This window comes from Methylobacterium sp. NPDC080182 (assembly GCF_050281105.1).
Taxonomy (GTDB): Bacteria; Pseudomonadota; Alphaproteobacteria; order Rhizobiales; family Beijerinckiaceae; genus Methylobacterium.
Genome location: NZ_JBNNWO010000004.1, coordinates 340473 through 356896, shown reverse-complemented (window position 1 = coordinate 356896; position 16424 = coordinate 340473). Strand labels below are relative to the sequence as shown.

Below are 16424 nucleotides of genomic sequence, written 5' to 3'. Positions count from 1 at the left end.
AGCGGACCATCATCGGGACCGCAGAGGCAACCCGGGCTGCCGGCGCCGCGCCCCCTCGGTCGACACCCTTCGCCTTGCACCCCCGGCCGCCCGCACCTAAACCGGCCCGCCGGCGGCCCCAGCGGCCGCGCGATCCCGAGCCGCCGAGACCGATGTCCGAGAAAAAATCCTTCCAGGGTCTGATCCTGACGCTTCAGGAATTCTGGGCGGCGCAGGGCTGCGTGATCCTCCAGCCCTACGACATGGAGGTCGGTGCCGGTACGTTCCATCCGGCCACGACCCTGCGGGCGCTCGGCCCGAAGCCCTGGAAGGCGGCCTACGTTCAGCCGTCGCGCCGGCCCAAGGACGGCCGCTACGGCGAGAACCCCAACCGGCTCCAGCACTATTACCAATTCCAAGTGATCCTGAAGCCGAACCCGCCGAACCTGCAGGAGCTCTACCTCGCCTCGCTCGCCGCCATCGGCGTCGACCTGAAGCTTCACGACATCCGCTTCGTCGAGGACGATTGGGAGAGCCCGACCCTGGGCGCCTGGGGCCTCGGCTGGGAGTGCTGGTGCGACGGGATGGAGGTCAGCCAGTTCACCTATTTCCAGCAGGTGGCGGGCTTCGAGTGCGCGCCGGTGGCGGGCGAGCTGACCTACGGGCTGGAGCGGCTCGCCATGTACGTCCAGGGCGTCGAGAACGTCTACGACCTGGACTTCAACGGCGCCGAGGGCGCCGACCGGATCACCTACGGGGACGTGTTCCTGCAGGCCGAGCAGGAGTACTCCCGCCACAACTTCGAGGCGGCTGACACCGCGATGCTGTTCCGCCAGTTCACCGACGCGGAGGCCGCCTGCCGATCCTACCTCGCGGCCGGCGCGCCGGACGCGGAGGGTGAACGCCACCGCATGGCGCAGCCGGCCTACGACCAGTGCATCAAGGCGAGCCACGTGTTCAATCTGCTCGACGCGCGCGGCGTGATCTCGGTGACGGAGCGCCAGAGCTACATCCTCCGCGTGCGCGAACTGGCCAAGGCCTGCGGCGCGGCGTGGTTGAGGACCGCCGCCGGCGGGGCGTGAGTCATTCCGACGAAACCGGCGCGCGTCGCAGACTTCGCATGCCCCGTCTTTGCGAGCGGAGCGAAGCAATCCAGCAGCGCCACGCGTAGGGACGTTCCACTGCCCTGGGTCGCTTCGCTGCGCTCGCGATGACGGAGGGGAGCCCTATCGCGGAGCCCCTTGAGCCCTCGCGCGTTGCAACCCCCGCCAACCGGCGCGCCTCGGCGCGTCCGCAGACGCGGGACATGCCCAATGAAGAAGACGATCCTCGCCCTCAGCCTCCTCGGATTCGGCCTCGCCCCCGCGCTGGCGGCCGATCCCGGGCCTGAGGCCACGGTCAAGAAGCTCTACGCCGAGCCCCACCCGAATCACTCCTCCGTGTACTCGAAGCGCCTGCAGGGCCTGTTCGACGCCGACGCGAAGCAGGCCAACGGCGCCACCGGTAACCTCGATTTCGACTACCGCCTGAACGGCGAGCCCCTGAAGCCCGACACGGTGAAGAACCTGACCTTCAAGGAGGCCACCGAGGGCAAGGACCAGGCGAAGGTCACGGTCGAGCGCAAGGGCGGCAACGGCGCCAACGTCATCGTGTACGACCTCGTGCGCGAGGACGGCGGCTGGAAGGTCTCCGACGCCCACGCGATCGGCGACCGGAAGTGGCAGCTCTCGACCATCCTCAAGGGCGAGTCGCGCTGAGCCCCGCGCGCCGACCCTCGACAGGGGTGCGGCGCGGCGATATGGCCGCCCCATGCCCGACCTCCTGCTCGAACTCCGCTCGGAAGAGATCCCCGCCCGCATGCAGCGGCGCGCGGCGGAGGATCTGAAGAAGCTCGTCACCGACGCCCTCGTGGCGCGCGGCTTCCTGTACGAGGGCGCCCGGGCGTTCTCGACGCCGCGCCGCTTGGCGCTCCACATCGCCGGCCTACCCGCCCGGGGCGAGGCCGTGCGCGAGGAGCGCCGCGGCCCGCGGGTCGGCGCGCCCGAGGCGGCCGTCCAGGGCTTCCTGAAGGGCGCGGGTCTGACGAGCCTCGATCAGGCCACGACCGTCACCGACCCGAAGAAGGGCGAGTTCTACCTCGCGGTGATCGAGCGGCCCGGCCGCGAGACACTGGACGTCCTAGCCGAGCTCCTGCCCGAGATCGTCAAGAGCTTCCCCTGGCCGAAATCCATGCGCTGGGGCGCGGCCTCGGCCGAGCCGGGCTCGCTGCGCTGGGTGCGCCCCCTGCAGTCGATCGTCGCGACCTTCGGGCCCGAGACGGAGACGCCGGAGGTGGTCCCCGTCTCGGTCGCCGGGATCGCGGCCGGCACCGTGACCTACGGCCACCGCTTCCTCGCCCCCGAGGCGATCGAGGTGCGCCGGTTCGACGACTACATCCAGGCGCTGGAGCGCGCGAAGGTCATCCTCGACGCCGACCGGCGCAAGGACGTGATCCTGCACGACGCCCGCGACCTCGCGTTCGCCCGCGGCCTCGACCTCGTGGAGGACGAGGGCCTGCTGGAGGAGGTGTCGGGCCTCGTGGAATGGCCGGTGGTGCTGATGGGCTCGTTCGACGCGTCGTTCCTCGACATCCCCGCCGAGGCGATCCGCGCGACCATCCGGGCGAACCAGAAGTGCTTCGTTCTGCGCAAGGGCGGCTCGGAGGACCTGGCGCCGGCCTTCATCCTGGTCTCGAACCTCGTCGCCACCGACGGTGGCCAGGCGATCACCGCCGGCAACGAGCGGGTGGTCCGGGCGCGCCTCTCGGACGCGAAGTTCTTCTGGGAGACCGACAAGGCGACCCGCCTGGAGGACCGGCTGCCCAAGCTCGACGCCATCGTCTTCCACGAGAAGCTCGGGACGCAGGGCGAGCGGATCGCCCGCATCGCCGCCTTGGCGAAGGACCTCGCGCCGCTGGTGGGGGCCGACCCGGCGCTCGCCGAGCGCGCCGCGCGCCTCGCCAAGGCTGACCTCGTCACAGAGATGGTCGGCGAGTTCCCCGAGCTTCAGGGGTTGATGGGCCGCAAATACGCGGCGCTCCAGGGCGAGCACGACAGCGTCTGCGCGGCCATCGAGGAGCACTACAAGCCGCTCGGCCCCTCCGACCGGGTGCCGACCGATCCGGTCTCGATCGCGGTGGCGCTCGCCGACAAGCTCGACACGCTCGCGGGCTTCTGGGCGATCGACGAGAAGCCCACGGGCAGCAAGGACCCGTTCGCACTGCGCCGAGCGGCGCTGGGCGTGATCCGACTGATCCTCGACCGCGGCCTGCGCCTGCGGCTGCTGGAGCAGGTCGGCGCTGCGGATCGCGGCCTCGCCGGGCGGGCCGGTGCCGACGCGCGGGATCTCCTCGGCTTCCTCGCCGACCGCCTGAAGGTCTATCTCCGCGACCAGGGCGCCCGCCACGACCTGATCGACGCCGTCTTCGCCCTCCCCGGCCAGGACGACCTGCTGATGGTCGTGCGCCGCGTCGAGGCACTCGGCCAGTTCCTCGACACCGAGGATGGGAAGAACCTGCTCGCGGGCTACAAGCGCGCGGCCAACATCCTGCGGATCGAGGAGAAGAAGGACGGCCGCGCCTACGATTCCGCGCCGGACGCGGCGCTGGCCGCCGCGGGAGAGCCGGCCGAGCGCGCCCTGGCCGAGGCCTTGGCGAAGGCGCGCGAGACCGCCTCGGCGTCCATCGCCCGCGAGGATTTCGCCGGCGCCATGCAGGCGCTCTCGACGCTGCGCGCGCCGGTCGACGCGTTCTTCCAGGACGTGACCGTCAACGCGCCCGACCCGAAGCTCCGCGAGAACCGCTTGGCTCTGCTCAACGCGCTGCGCGCCGCGACGCGGGAAGTGGCGGAGTTCGCGAAGATCGAGGGGTGAGCGTCGGCGCGCCGAGCGCAGGATCTGGCGCGGGTCCCTTCTCCCGTGCGGGAGAGGGACATGGTGAGAGGTGCGACCTCTCCGGTTGGACCTGATCCCTCACCCCTACCCTCTCCCGCACGGGAGAGGGCGCGCATTGCGCCTTACACCGGCCCCTGAGAACCCTCACCCGTGATCGTGGCCGGCATGGTCGTCCGGCTCCGGCAGGGTCAGGCCGAAATGGCTCACCAGATCCGCCACCTGCCCGGGGCTCAGCTGCCGCGGGTTGAGGTTGCGCAGCAGCAGGTAGAGCTTGGCGGTCTCCTCCAGCTCCTCGGTGGCGAAGACCGCGCCCTCCAGGCTGTCGCCAGCCACCACCGGGCCGTGATTGGCGAGCAGCACCGAGCTGTACTTTCCCGCCAAGCCCCGGATCGCGTCCGCCACGGCTGGGTCGCCCGGGCGATAGTAGGGCACGAGCGCCGTGCCGCCGGTCCGCATCAGGTAGTAGGGCGTCAGCGGCGGTAGCACCTGCCTGGGGTCGACCTCCGGCAGCATCGAGACCGCCACCGCGTGGGTCGAGTGCAGGTGGACGATGGCCTTCGCCTCGTTCCGGCTCTCGTAGAGTGCGCTGTGCAGCGGGATCTCCTTGGTGGGCTTGTCGCCGGAGACCAGCCGCCCCGCATCGTCCAGCCGCGCGATCCGCGCCGGGTCGAGGAACCCGAGCGACGCGTTGGTCGGCGTCACCAGCCAGCCGCCGTCGGGCAGGCGCAGCGAGATGTTGCCGGACGAGCCCGGCGTCAGGCCGCGCTCGAACAGCGAGCGGCCGTAGCGGCAGATCTCCTCGCGCAGCCGGCTCTCGTCGCTCATGCGGTCGCTCCCTCGATCAGCTCGAATCCGAGATCGATTCTTCTCGGGCCTGCGCCGGTCAGGCAAGCGGCGGCCTGCCGGCCGATCTCCAGGCGCGGCGTGCGCACCGTCGACAGGGGCTGCGGCATCGCCGCCGCGAAGTCGAGCCCGTTGAAGCCGAACAGCGCGATCCGTCCCGGCACCGCCAGCCCCGTCGACAGGCAGGCGAAGTAGCCGCCGAGCGCCATGTCGTCGTTGGAGAAGTAGACCGCGTCGAGATCGGGCACGCGCGCCAGCAGCGCCTCCAGCCCGGCCCGGCCCGAGGCCGGCGAGGACGGTCCCGTCCGGATCTCCTTGCCGTGGAGCGCCAAACCCGCCTGCCCGAGCGCGGCCTCGAACCCGGCGAGCCGCTTGCCCGCGCGCAGGTCGACCGCGAGGTCGTGGCCGAGATAGCCGATCCGCCGGTACCCGCGCGCCACGAGGTGGCGCGCGCTCGCCGCCCCCACGGCCCGGTTGGAGAAGCCGACCACGGCGTCGATCCCCTCCCCGTCCGTATCGATCATCTCGACCACGCGCACGCCCCCGGCCTTCGCCAGGGCCACCGTCCCGGGATTGTGCTCCAGCCCGGTGAGCAGAAGCGCCGCCGGCCGCCAGGACAGGAGCGCGGCGGCCAGCGCCTCCTCCCGGTCCGGGTCGTAGTCGCTCACCCCGATCACGCAGGGGATGCCGTCGGCGTCGAGGGCGGCGGTGAGGCCGCGCAGCAGGTCGGGGAAGACCACGTTGGCGAGCGACGGGATGACGACCCCCACGAGCCGCGCGCTCGCCCCCTGGCCGGCGAGGCTGCCGGCAAGGCGATTCGGCACGTAGCCGAGACGGGCCACCGCCTCCGCCACCCGCTCGCCGGCGCGCTTGGAGTAGGAGCCGTGGTTGCGCAGGACCCGCGAGACCGTGCTCTCGCCGACCCCGGCCTCGCGGGCGACGTCGGTGAGCGTGACGAGCCGCCCCGGCGGCTGGATGTCGTCCATGGCCCCGCTCTCCCGGCGCGGTTTTCTTTTCCACGACGCCCGTCGAACCTCCCGGCGTCCTTCCCTCATCCTGAGGCGACCGCGAAGCGGGCCCCGAAGGAGGCCTCCGCCACGCTGCAGCGCCTCGGCATAAGGCAGGAATGGGAAGACCGTCCGCGTCGATCCACGACTGACATAGCGGCCTGCATTATCTCGCACAACCGGATTGGCAGCGCTGCCAAAAGGCGATATGGCACCGCCCCAGCGCCGCCCGACGAGCGGTGAAGAGCAATGTCCGGCAGCCGTGCGGCCCGGACCAGGGAGTACGCCATGTCGGTTCAAGCCGCCCCGCTGGGGGGCGCCACCGCACCCGCGGACGAGAAGTCCTTCGCCGACCGCACCTACGCGAAGGTGTTCTGGCGCCTCGTGCCGTTCCTGATGCTCTGCTACGTCGTGGCGTATCTCGACCGGGTGAATGTCGGCTTCGCCAAGCTCCAGATGTCCCAGGAGCTGAAATTCTCCGAGACGGTCTACGGCCTCGGCGCCGGCATCTTCTTCCTCGGCTACTTCCTGTTCGAGGTGCCCTCGAACGTGATCCTGCACCGGGTCGGCGCCCGGGTGTGGATCGCCCGGATCATGATCACCTGGGGGGTGATCTCCGGGGCGTTCCTGTTCGTGAACTCCGAGTGGAGCTTCTACGGGATGCGCTTCCTCCTCGGTCTCGCCGAGGCCGGGTTCTACCCGGGCGTCATCCTCTACACGACCTCGTGGTTCCCGGCCCATCGCCGGGCCCGGGTGATCGCCGTGTTCATGGCGGCGATCCCGATCTCCGGCATCTTCGGCAACCCGCTCTCCGGCTGGATCATGGACGCGTTCAACGGCGCCCACGGCCTGTCGGGCTGGCAGTGGATGTTCCTGATCGAGGCAGTGCCGGCGGTGCTGATCGGCCTCGCGGTGTTCTTCTACCTCGACAACCGCCCCGCCGAGGCCAAGTGGCTGACCGACGCCGAGAAGCAGCTCCTCGAGCGCGACATCGCGGCCGACAACCAGGGCAAGGAATCGAGCCCGCACTCTATCGCCACCGTGTTCCGCAACGGCCGCGTGTGGTTCATGAGCCTGATCTACTTCGCCTTCGTCACCGGCCAGTACGGGCTGACCTTCTGGATGCCGACGATCGTCAAGGCGTCGGGCGTGCAGGGCAACTTCAACATCGGCCTGATCAGCGCGATCCCGTTCGTCTGCGCGGCGATCGTGATGATCCTGCTCGGCCGCTCCGCCGACCGGATGCGCGAGCGCCGCTGGCACCTGATCATCCCGGCGCTGATCGGCGCGGTCGCCTTCGTGGTCTCGGCCAATGCCGGCTCGACGACGCTCGCCATCGCGGCGCTGTCGGTGGCGGCGGCCGGCGTGCTGACCTGCTCGCCCCTGTTCTGGTCGCTGCCCACGGCGTTCCTCAGCGGCGCGGGCGCGGCGGCCGGCATCGCGCTGATCAACTCGGTTGGGAACCTCGCGGGCTTCGTCAGCCCCTACGTGATCGGCGCCCTGCGGGATGCCACCGGCAGCACCGCCACGGGCCTCTACGCGCTCGCCGCCATGCTGGTGGTCGGCGCGGTCTGCGTGTTCGTGACGCCCGCCCGGATGGTCAACCGCTGACCTCTGATCCGGGCGCGACCTGGCCCCTCTCCCGCACGGGAGAGGGGACCCGCGCTTCGAGCGGCGACGCCGAGGCGCCCTTTCCTAGCTTCAGGAGCCGTCCCCGATGACCAACGCAACACCCCGCGCCGCGGTAATCGGCCTGGGCTCCATGGGCTCCGGGATGGCCGGCTCGCTCCTGCGCGCGGGCTTCGCCGTCTCCGCCTGCGACGTGAACCCGGACGCGGTGGCGCGCTTCGCGACCGCCGGCGGCCGGGGCGCCGCGAACCCCGCCGAGGCGGCGCGGGACGCCGACGTGGTGGTGAGCGTGGTGGTCAACGCCGCCCAGACCGAGGCGGTCCTGTTCGGCGAGGACGGCGCCGCCGCCGCGATGCCGGAGGGTGCGGTGTTCGTCTCCTCCGCCACCATGGACCCGGCCGTCGCCCGGGCGCTGGCGGCGCGGTTGGAGGCCACCGGCCGCCACTACCTCGACGCCCCGATGAGCGGCGGCGCCGCCCGCGCGGCCGAGGGCGGCCTGACCTTCCTGGCCTCGGGCTCGGCGGCGGCCTTCGCGAAGGCGCGGCCCGCCCTCGATGCCATGGCGGGCACGCTCTACGAGCTCGGCGACGCCGCCGGCCAGGGCGCGGCCTTCAAGATGATCAACCAGCTGCTCGCGGGCGTTCACATCGCCGCCGCCTCGGAGGCGATGGCCTTCGCGGCCAAGCAGGGGCTCGACCTCCGGCGCGTCTACGAGGTAATCACCAAGTCGGCCGGCAATTCCTGGATGTTCGAGAACCGGGTGCCGCACATCCTCGACGCCGACTACAGCCCGAAGAGCGCGGTCGACATCTTCGTCAAGGATCTCGGCATCGTGCAGGACATGGCCCGGGCCGAGAAGTACCCGGTGCCGGTGGCGGCGGCGGCCCTGCAGATGTTCCTGATGGCGTCGGGCGCCGGCATGGGCCGGGACGACGACGCCTCGGTGGCGCGGCTCTACGCCCAGGTCTCGGGGGCGAAGCTGCCCGAGAAAGCTTGAGGGGACAGAACCATGCCGCGTTTCGCCGCCAACCTGAGCCTCATGTTCAACGAGGTGCCGTTCCTCGACCGGTTTGAGGCCGCGGCCCGGGCCGGGTTCGACGCCGTCGAGTTCCTGTTCCCCTACGAGCACGCGCCGGACGACATCGGCGCGCGGCTCCGGGCGAACGGCCTGACCCAGGCCCTGTTCAACCTGCCGCCGGGCGACTTCGCCCAGGGCGAGCGCGGGATCGCGGCCTTTCCCGAGCGGTTCGACGAGCTGAAGGCGGGGGTCGACACGGCGCTCCGCTACGCCGAGGCGACCGGCGTCGGCCGGCTCCACCTCATGGCGGGCCTCGCCCCGTGGGACGATCCCAGGGCGGTCGAATCCTACCGCCGGGCCGTGACCTGGACGGCGGAGCGGCTGGCGCCGGCCGGCCTCGACCTCGTCCTGGAGCCGATCAACGGCCGCAACATGCCGGGCTACTTCCTCAACGATTTCGGCCGCGCGGCCGACCTGATCCGCGAGCTCGCCCTGCCGAACCTGAAGCTCCAGTTCGACCTCTACCATTGCCAGATCCTGCACGGCGACGTGACCGTGCGGCTGCGCGCCCTGATGCCGCTCATCGGCCACGTCCAGACCGCGAGCGTGCCCGAGCGGCATGAGCCCGGGACCGGCGAGATGGCCGACTTCTTCCTGTTCGACGAGCTGGACCGGCTCGGCTACCGCGGCTTCGTCGGCTGCGAGTACATTCCGGCCGCCGACACCGTCGCGGGCCTCGGCTGGCTCGCCGCCTACAAGGGGAGCGCCCGATGAGCCTCGCGCTGGGATGCGTCGCCGACGACTACACGGGCGCCTCGGACCTCGCCAACACGCTGACCAAGGCGGGCCTGCGCACGATCCAGACCATCGGCGTGCCTGAGGACGGCCGGTCGCTGCCGGAGGCCGACGCGGTGGTGGTGGCCCTCAAGAGCCGCTCGATCCCCGCCGACCAGGCCGTGGCGCGCTCCCGCGAGGCGGAAGCCTGGCTGCGGGCCCGGGGCGCGGCCCACGTGATGTTCAAGGTCTGCTCGACCTTCGACTCCACCGATGCGGGCAATATCGGTCCCGTGATGGACGCCCTGCGGGCCGAGGCCGGAGAGACCGTCGCCCTCGTCACCCCGGCTTTCCCCGAGACGGGGCGGAGCGTCTACCAGGGCAACCTGTTCGTCGGTTCGGTGCCGCTGAACGAGAGCCCGCTCAAGGACCACCCGCTCAACCCGATGCGCGACGCCAACCTCGTGCGCGTGCTCGGGCGCCAGAGCGGCAGTCCCGTCGGCCTGATCGACACCGCCACGGTGGCGAAGGGCGCGGAGGCCGTGGCCGCCCGCCTCGACGCCCTCGCGCAGGAGGGCAAGGGCGCCGCCATCGCGGACGCGATCTTCGACAGCGACCTCGAGGTGCTCGGCCGGGCGATCGTCGGCCGCAAGTTCTCGGTGGGCGCGTCCGGCCTCGGCCTCGGCCTCGCGCGGGCGCTCGCGGCCGACGGGCGGGGAACCCAGGACGCCGCCGGCGCGGCCGTGGGCGAGCCGGTGGGCGGCGCCTCCGCCTGCCTCGCCGGCAGCTGCTCGCAGGCGACCCTCCAGCAGGTCGCCGCCGCGGAAACGATCATGCCGGTGCTGCGCCTCGACCCGGCGCGGCTGCTCGCGGGCGACGACGTGGTCGCCGAGGCCCTGGCCTTCGCGGACAAGCACTTGGCCTCGGGCCCGGTACTGATCGCCACCTCGGCCCCGCCCGAGGCGGTGCGCGCGCTCCAGGCCGCCCACGGCGTCGACGCGGCCGGCCACGCCATCGAGGCGGCGCTGGCAGCGATCGCCGAGGGCCTCGTCGCCCGCGGGGTGCGCCGGCTCGTCGTCGCCGGCGGCGAGACCTCTGGCGCGGTGGTCGACCGGCTGGGCCTCACCGCCTTCCTGCTCGGGCCCGAGATCGCCGCGGGCGTGCCGGTGCTGCGCACGGCGGGCCGGCCCGAGCCGATGCTGCTCGCCCTCAAATCCGGCAATTTCGGCGGCGCCGATTTCTTCGGCCGCGCCCTCGACATGATGGCCTGACGCCACAACCCGACGGGAGGTTTTCCATGCACGCCCTGATACTCGGCGCCGCCGGCATGATCGGCCGCCGCCTCGTGGACGCCCTGGTGAAGGACGGCCGGGTCGGCGGTGTGCCGCTCACCGCCCTCACCCTCCTCGACGTGGTCCCGCCTTCAGCGCCCGAGGGCTTCTCCGGCCCGGTGCGGGCCGAGGCCGCCGACCTCACGGCGCCCGGCGCCGCCGAGGCCGCCATCGCCGAGCGGCCGGGGGTCATCTTCCACCTCGCCGCCGTGGTCTCCGGCGAGGCCGAGGCGAACCTCGAGCTGGGCTACCGGGTCAACCTCGACGGCACCCGCCTGCTCCTCGACGCGATCCGGGCGGCCAGCGCGGCGGACGGCTACCGGCCGAAGCTGGTCTTCACCTCCTCGCTCGCGGTGTTCGGGCCGCCCTTCCCCAAGGTCATCCCGGACGACCACATCCTGCGCCCCGCCTCCTCCTACGGGGTCCAGAAGGCCATGGGCGAGCTGATGCTCGCCGACTACGCGCGCCGCGGCTTCCTCGACGGGATCGGCCTGCGGCTACCGACGATCTGCGTGCGGCCGGGCAAGCCCAACAAGGCGGCCTCAGGCTTCTTCTCGGGCATCATCCGCGAGCCGCTCGCCGGCCAGGAGGCGATCCTGCCGGTGCCCGACATGGTCCGGCACTGGTTCGCCAGCCCCGCGGCGGCGGTGGGCTTCCTGATCCACGCGGCCGGGCTCGACCTCGCGGCGATCGGCCCGCGGATCAGCCTGACCATGCCGGGCGTCTCGGCGACGGTGGCGGAGGAGATCGAGGCCCTGCGGCGCGCGGCGGGCGACAAGGCCGTGGCGCTGATCCGGCACGAACCCGACGCCACCATCGCGCGGATCGTCGGCTCCTGGCCGGAGGCGTTCGAGCCGGAGGCCGCCCTGGCCCTGGGCTTCCGGGCGGATGAATCCTTCGACGCGATCGTGGCCCAGCACGTGGCCGAGTTCCACGGGAGCTGAAGCCTCAGGCGAGGGCGGAGCGGATGTCGGTCTGCGGGAAATCGTCGCCGACATAGAGCAGCGGCACGCCGTGCACCTGTGCGCAGGCATAGGCGAAGCAGTCGCCCAGGTTCAGGCGCGCCGGGTGGCGGCCCTTGCCGTAGCGGGCGTGGGCCGCAACGGCGATGCGGATTTCGGCAAGGCCGAGGGAGACCATCCCGATACCGACCGTCTCGCGGAAGCTGTTCACGAGTCTCTCGGCGGTCTCAGGCGGCAGCGACCGAATGCGAGCCACCGCCAAGACAGCCTCGAACTGGGCGAGGGCGCTAGTCAGACGATGCGGAGCTTGGCGGAGACAATCTGCCACCCGTTCATATCCCTGCTCCTGGCACAGGATCGCCACCAGCGCCGAGGCATCGATGAACATCAGTCCTCATAGAGGCTGTCGTAGAAGGTCTTGTCGGCCTTGCGGCCGGTCTTCGGGTAGGCGGCAAGGGCCTCCTGTATCGGGCGAATCTTCTCCAGAAATTCGGTCAGCGACTCTTCCCGCCGATCCAACTCGTTCTGAAGCGCGATCCGCACCGCCTCGGTCTTGCTCACGCCGGCCCGCGATGCCAGCTTCTCGGCCAGCTGATTCACCACTTCGCTGCGGATGTTGAGCGGCACGATCGCCTCCGTGTAGACAGGTGAGGCTAGTGTCTACACATCCGCGCCGCAAGCCCGGTGCAGACACCCGATCAAGGATCCCGATGACCCGCCTCGACGAGGCCCGCGCCGCGCTGAAGAAGACGTTCGGCTACGAGGATTTCCGCCCCGGCCAGGACGAGGTGATCGGCGCGGTGCTCGACGGGACCGACGTGTTCGCCGTGATGCCCACGGGCTCGGGCAAGTCGATGACCTACCAGCTCCCGGCGCTGGTCGATCCGGGGCTCACCGTGGTGGTCTCGCCGCTGATCGCGCTGATGCACGATCAGGTCCAGCAGATGCGCAGCGTCGGCATCCGCGCCGCGACCCTGAACTCGACGGTCGGGGAATCCGAGTCCCGCGAGACGTGGCGCGCCCTGCGCTCCGGCGACCTGCGGCTGCTGTTCGTCTCCCCCGAGCGCCTGCTGATGGACGGCTGCATGGACGCCCTGCGCGGCGCCGGCGTCCGGCGGCTCGCCGTCGACGAGGCCCACTGCGTCTCGCAGTGGGGCCACGATTTCCGACCGGAGTACCGTGAGATCGCCCGCGCCCGGACGGCGCTGGGCAACGTCCAGACCCTGGCGCTCACCGCCACTGCCGACGCCGCGACCCGCGCCGAGATCGCCGAGCGCCTGTTCCCGCAGGACCGGCCCCCGAAGATCTTCGTCCACTCCTTCGACCGGCCGAACATCCGGCTGACCTTCCAGCCCAAGGACAACCCGGCCCGGCAGATCGAGCGGTTCCTGAAGCACCGGCGCGCGGAGAGCGGGATCATCTACTGCTCGTCGCGCAAGCGCACCGAGCAGCTGGCCGAGACCCTCCGGAAGGACGGGTTCGACGCCCTGCCCTACCATGCCGGCCTCGACCAGGCGACGCGGATGGCGAACCAGGACCGGTTCCTGCAGGAGGACGGGGTGGTGATGACCGCCACCGTCGCCTTCGGCATGGGCATCAACAAGCCGGACGTGCGCTTCGTCTGCCACGCCGACATGCCCAACAACGTCGAGGGCTACTATCAGGAGATCGGCCGCGCCGGCCGCGACGGGCTGCCGGCCGACACGCTGACCCTCTACGGCCTCGACGACATGGCGCTCCGTCGCCGCCAGATCGACGAGAAGGAGATCTCGGACGACCGCCGCCGGGTCGAGCGGCGCAAGCTCGAGGCGATGATCACCCTGTGCGAGGGCGCCACCTGCCGCCGCCAGTCGCTGCTCGCCTATTTCGGCGAGTCGAGCGGCGCTTGCGGCCGTTGCGACCTGTGCCGCGGCGGCGTCACCCTCGTGGACGGGACCGTCCCGGCCCAGAAGATCCTCTCGGCGATCGTGCGCACCGGCCAGCGCTTCGGCGCGGCCTATATCTGCGACGTGGTCCACGGGAAGGAGAGCGACCAGATCCGCCGCAACGGCCACGCGAGCCTCAAGACCTTCGGGGTCGGGGCGGACAAGCCGGTGGCGGCGTGGCGGGCGATCCTGCGCCAGCTCTTCGCCGCCGGGGCGATCGCCGAGAACGCCGACGGCTACGGCGGCCTGTCCATGACCGAGAAGGGCGAGGCGATCCTGTTCGGCCGGGAGCCGGTCCAGCTCCGCCCCGATCCGGAGCCGAAGGCCGAATCCCGCGAGCGCCGCCGGGCCGCCGCCCGCGAGGACGGCGAGATCGCCCTCTCGGAGACCGACGAGGCGCTGTTCCAGCACCTGCGCGGCCTGCGCGCCACGCTCGCCCGGGCCGAGGGCATCGCGGCCTTCATGGTCTTCCCGGACCGGACCCTCATCGAGATGTCCCGCCAGAAGCCCGTCGATCTCTGGGCGCTGCGCACCGTCCACGGGGTCGGCGAGCGCAAGCGCGAGGCCTACGGCGACAGGTTCGTGGCGGCGATCGCAGATTTTCTGGCCCATCCGCCGGCCGCGTGACCGGCACCCATACACGGCCAGCAGGGCCGGCGTATTGCAACGCGGTGGCGGAACGCACTAATCCGTCACCGTCGCCGCGCGCGGCCCGGTTCGGGTCGCGCATCGGGTCGAGGGCCCTGCCGGGGCTCCCGGACCGCCCTCGTCGAGACCGCCCATGTTCCGCAACGACGTTCCGATCACCCCCGAGCTCGTGGCCCAGCACGGCCTGACGCCGGACGAGTACGAGCGCTTCCGCGGCCTGATCGGGCGCGACCCGACGCTGACCGAGCTCGGCATCGTCTCGGCGATGTGGAACGAGCACTGTTCCTACAAGTCCTCCCGCAAGCACCTGCGCGGGCTGCCGACCTCGGCGCCGTGGGTGATTCAGGGGCCGGGCGAGAACGCGGGCGTCATCGACATCGGCGACGGCCACGCCTGCGTCTTCAAGATGGAGAGCCACAACCACCCGAGCTACATCGAGCCCTACCAGGGCGCGGCGACCGGGGTCGGCGGCATCCTGCGCGACGTCTTCACCATGGGCGCGCGGCCGATCGCGGCGCTCAACGCCCTGCGGTTCGGCTCCCCCGACCATCCGCGCACCCGCAGCCTCGTCTCCGGCGTGGTCGCGGGCGTCGGCGGCTACGGCAATTCCTTCGGCGTGCCGACGGTCGGCGGCCTGACCGGCTTCCACAAGCGCTACGACGGCAACATCCTGGTCAACGCCATGGCGGTGGGGCTCGCCCGCACCGACGGCATCTTCTACGCGGCCGCCACGGGCGTCGGGAACCCGATCGTTTATCTCGGCTCCAAGACCGGCCGCGACGGCATCCACGGCGCCACCATGGCGTCCGCCGAGTTCGACGAGGAATCCGAGTCGAAGCGCCCGACCGTGCAGGTCGGCGACCCCTTCGCCGAGAAGCTGCTGCTGGAGGCCTGCCTGGAGCTGATGGCCTCCGGCGCGGTCATCGCCATCCAGGACATGGGCGCGGCGGGCCTCACCTGCTCGGCGGTGGAGATGGGCGCCAAGGGCGACCTCGGCGTCGAGCTCGACATCGACAAGGTGCCGGCCCGCGAGGAGGGCATGACGCCTTACGAGATGATGCTCTCGGAGAGCCAGGAGCGCATGCTCATGGTGCTCAAGCCCGGCATGGAGGCCGAGGCCGAAGCCATCTTCGTGAAGTGGGGGCTCGACTTCGCGGTCATCGGCCGGACCACCGACACGCTGCGCTTCGTGATCAAATGGCACGGTGAGACCGTGGCCGACCTGCCGATCAAGGAGCTCGGCGACGAGGCCCCGCTCTACGACCGGCCGCACCTCGCCAACACGCACCAGCCGGTGATCGCGGCCGCCGATGTGGCGGCCCCGGCCTCGCTCACCGACGCGCTGAGGCGCCTCGTCGGCTCACCCGACCTCGCCTCGAAGCGCTGGGTGTTCGAGCAGTACGACCACTTCATCCTCGGCAACACCGTCCAGAAGCCCGGCGGCGACGCCGCCATCGTGCGGGTCGAGGACGGGCCGAAGGGGCTGGCGCTCACCTGCGACGTCACCCCGCGCTACTGCGAGGCCGACCCGGTCGAGGGCGGCCGGCAGGCCGTGGCCGAAGCGTGGCGCAACATCACGGCGGTCGGCGCCAAGCCGCTCGCCATCACCGACAACCTGAACTTCGGCAACCCCGAGAAGCCCGAGGTGATGGGCCAGCTCGTCGGCTGCCTCCAGGGCATCGGCGAGGCCTGCCGGGCGCTCGACTTCCCGGTCGTGTCGGGCAACGTCTCGCTCTACAACGAGACCAACGGCGTCGGCATCCTGCCGACCCCGACCATCGGCGGCGTCGGCGTGCTCGACGACGTGGCGCGCCACGCGACGATCGCCCTCAAGCGCACGGGCGACGTGCTGGTGCTGATCGGTGCGAGCGAGGGCTGGCTCGGTCAGTCGGCCTACCTGTCGGTGATCGAGGGTCGCGAGGAGGGGGCGCCGCCGCCCGTCGACCTCGCCCTGGAGCGCCGCAACGGCGACTTCGTCCGCGGCCTGATCCAAGCCGGCGCCGTCGACACGGTCCACGACCTCGCGGATGGCGGCCTCGCCGTCGCGCTCGCCGAGATGGCCATGGCGGGCCGGATCGGCGCGGCGCTCTCCGACGTGCCGGTGGACCTGCCGCCCCACGCCTACCTGTTCGGCGAAGACCAGGGCCGCTACCTGCTGGCGGTGCGGCCGGAGGCGGCGACCGACCTCCTCGCGGCTGCCGCGGCCCAGGGCGTGGCCGCGGCCTCGGTCGGCGTCGCCGGCTCCGACCGTTTGACCCTGCCGGGCGGCGAGACCATATCGCTCGCCGACCTGAATGCGGCGCACGAGGGCTGGCTGCCCGACTACATGGCGAGCCAACCGGCCGCGCCGGCCGCCTGAGCCCCGTTCTGACGAGGAG

The 16424-nt window shown here is 71.5% G+C and carries 14 protein-coding genes; 10 read left to right on the top strand and 4 right to left on the bottom strand.

Annotated elements, in window-relative coordinates; translation table 11 throughout:
• Nucleotides 1-152: 152 nt before the first annotated feature.
• The 3 genes from ACQKQD_RS10295 (at nt 153) to glyS (ending at nt 3888) form a co-directional block, all read left to right on the top strand.
• On the top strand, nt 153-1061 hold the full coding sequence (locus tag ACQKQD_RS10295) for a glycine--tRNA ligase subunit alpha (RefSeq protein WP_042671539.1): 909 nt from the start codon (nt 153-155) through the stop codon (nt 1059-1061).
• A 231-nt stretch (nt 1062-1292) separates the two neighbouring features.
• Nucleotides 1293-1736: a DUF3828 domain-containing protein gene (locus ACQKQD_RS10290; protein WP_042671538.1), complete on the top strand. Its 444-nt coding sequence runs from the start codon at nt 1293-1295 to the stop codon at nt 1734-1736.
• A gap of 52 nt (nt 1737-1788) precedes the next feature.
• Nucleotides 1789-3888: a glycine--tRNA ligase subunit beta gene (gene glyS / locus ACQKQD_RS10285; RefSeq protein WP_427508258.1), complete on the top strand. Its 2100-nt coding sequence runs from the start codon at nt 1789-1791 to the stop codon at nt 3886-3888.
• Nucleotides 3889-4053: 165 nt separating this feature from the next.
• Here glyS and ACQKQD_RS10280 read toward each other — a convergent pair whose 3' ends face one another.
• Nucleotides 4054-4734, bottom strand: coding sequence for an aldolase (locus ACQKQD_RS10280; RefSeq protein ID WP_091682316.1), 681 nt, complete (start codon nt 4732-4734; stop codon nt 4054-4056).
• The gene (locus tag ACQKQD_RS10275) at nt 4731-5738 is read right to left on the bottom strand and encodes a LacI family DNA-binding transcriptional regulator (protein WP_091979792.1); all 1008 of its coding nucleotides are present in this window, start codon (nt 5736-5738) and stop codon (nt 4731-4733) included. Before ACQKQD_RS10275 ends, ACQKQD_RS10280 begins: the two co-directional genes overlap by 4 nt.
• A 309-nt stretch (nt 5739-6047) precedes the next feature.
• Here ACQKQD_RS10275 and ACQKQD_RS10270 point away from each other — a divergent pair, with 309 nt between their 5' ends.
• The 5 genes from ACQKQD_RS10270 (at nt 6048) to denD (ending at nt 11455) form a co-directional block, all read left to right on the top strand.
• Nucleotides 6048-7370 (top strand): MFS transporter, encoded by a 1323-nt coding sequence (locus ACQKQD_RS10270; protein WP_091682313.1) that lies wholly within the window; start codon nt 6048-6050, stop codon nt 7368-7370.
• A gap of 106 nt (nt 7371-7476) precedes the next feature.
• Nucleotides 7477-8385, top strand: coding sequence for an L-threonate dehydrogenase (gene ltnD / locus ACQKQD_RS10265; protein WP_427508257.1), 909 nt, complete (start codon nt 7477-7479; stop codon nt 8383-8385).
• A gap of 12 nt (nt 8386-8397) precedes the next feature.
• The gene (gene otnI, locus ACQKQD_RS10260) at nt 8398-9180 is read left to right on the top strand and encodes a 2-oxo-tetronate isomerase (protein WP_427508256.1); all 783 of its coding nucleotides are present in this window, start codon (nt 8398-8400) and stop codon (nt 9178-9180) included.
• Nucleotides 9177-10451 (top strand): 3-oxo-tetronate kinase, encoded by a 1275-nt coding sequence (gene otnK, locus ACQKQD_RS10255; RefSeq protein WP_020092461.1) that lies wholly within the window; start codon nt 9177-9179, stop codon nt 10449-10451. The genes otnI and otnK overlap by 4 nt, the downstream gene beginning before the upstream one ends.
• Nucleotides 10452-10477: 26 nt before the next feature.
• Nucleotides 10478-11455, top strand: coding sequence for a D-erythronate dehydrogenase (denD, locus tag ACQKQD_RS10250; RefSeq protein ID WP_427508255.1), 978 nt, complete (start codon nt 10478-10480; stop codon nt 11453-11455).
• A gap of 4 nt (nt 11456-11459) precedes the next feature.
• Here the strand turns inward: denD and ACQKQD_RS10245 are convergent, their stop codons facing one another.
• Both ACQKQD_RS10245 and ACQKQD_RS10240 read right to left on the bottom strand, forming a co-directional pair.
• Nucleotides 11460-11861 carry a type II toxin-antitoxin system VapC family toxin gene (locus ACQKQD_RS10245; protein WP_091682304.1) on the bottom strand — a complete coding sequence of 134 codons (402 nt, stop codon included), beginning with the start codon at nt 11859-11861 and terminating at the stop codon, nt 11460-11462.
• Nucleotides 11861-12100, bottom strand: a complete 240-nt coding sequence (locus tag ACQKQD_RS10240; protein WP_427508254.1) for a type II toxin-antitoxin system VapB family antitoxin — start codon at nt 12098-12100, stop codon at nt 11861-11863. Before ACQKQD_RS10240 ends, ACQKQD_RS10245 begins: the two co-directional genes overlap by 1 nt.
• An 83-nt stretch (nt 12101-12183) precedes the next feature.
• Here ACQKQD_RS10240 and recQ point away from each other — a divergent pair, with 83 nt between their 5' ends.
• Together recQ and purL are read left to right on the top strand one after the other, a co-directional pair.
• Nucleotides 12184-14025 carry a DNA helicase RecQ gene (recQ, locus tag ACQKQD_RS10235; protein WP_427508253.1) on the top strand — a complete coding sequence of 614 codons (1842 nt, stop codon included), beginning with the start codon at nt 12184-12186 and terminating at the stop codon, nt 14023-14025.
• 154 nt (nt 14026-14179) lie between these two features.
• Nucleotides 14180-16405, top strand: a complete 2226-nt coding sequence (gene purL, locus ACQKQD_RS10230) for a phosphoribosylformylglycinamidine synthase subunit PurL (protein WP_427508252.1) — start codon at nt 14180-14182, stop codon at nt 16403-16405.
• The last annotated feature ends 19 nt before the right edge of the window (nt 16406-16424 follow it).

Excerpts from the sequence above, each read along its gene's own strand:
- ACQKQD_RS10290 (WP_042671538.1), top strand. The coding sequence starts at position 1,293 with ATGAAGAAGACGATCCTCGCCCTCAGCCTCCTCGGATTCGGCCTCGCC.
- ACQKQD_RS10245 (WP_091682304.1), bottom strand. The coding sequence starts at position 11,861 with ATGTTCATCGATGCCTCGGCGCTGGTGGCGATCCTGTGCCAGGAGCAG.
- ACQKQD_RS10270 (WP_091682313.1), top strand. The coding sequence starts at position 6,048 with ATGTCGGTTCAAGCCGCCCCGCTGGGGGGCGCCACCGCACCCGCGGAC.
- purL (WP_427508252.1), top strand. The coding sequence starts at position 14,180 with ATGTTCCGCAACGACGTTCCGATCACCCCCGAGCTCGTGGCCCAGCAC.
- otnI (WP_427508256.1), top strand. The coding sequence starts at position 8,398 with ATGCCGCGTTTCGCCGCCAACCTGAGCCTCATGTTCAACGAGGTGCCG.
- ACQKQD_RS10280 (WP_091682316.1), bottom strand. The coding sequence starts at position 4,734 with ATGAGCGACGAGAGCCGGCTGCGCGAGGAGATCTGCCGCTACGGCCGC.
- recQ (WP_427508253.1), top strand. The coding sequence starts at position 12,184 with ATGACCCGCCTCGACGAGGCCCGCGCCGCGCTGAAGAAGACGTTCGGC.
- ACQKQD_RS10275 (WP_091979792.1), bottom strand. The coding sequence starts at position 5,738 with ATGGACGACATCCAGCCGCCGGGGCGGCTCGTCACGCTCACCGACGTC.
- glyS (WP_427508258.1), top strand. The coding sequence starts at position 1,789 with ATGCCCGACCTCCTGCTCGAACTCCGCTCGGAAGAGATCCCCGCCCGC.
- ltnD (WP_427508257.1), top strand. The coding sequence starts at position 7,477 with ATGACCAACGCAACACCCCGCGCCGCGGTAATCGGCCTGGGCTCCATG.
- ACQKQD_RS10295 (WP_042671539.1), top strand. The coding sequence starts at position 153 with ATGTCCGAGAAAAAATCCTTCCAGGGTCTGATCCTGACGCTTCAGGAA.
- otnK (WP_020092461.1), top strand. The coding sequence starts at position 9,177 with ATGAGCCTCGCGCTGGGATGCGTCGCCGACGACTACACGGGCGCCTCG.
- denD (WP_427508255.1), top strand. The coding sequence starts at position 10,478 with ATGCACGCCCTGATACTCGGCGCCGCCGGCATGATCGGCCGCCGCCTC.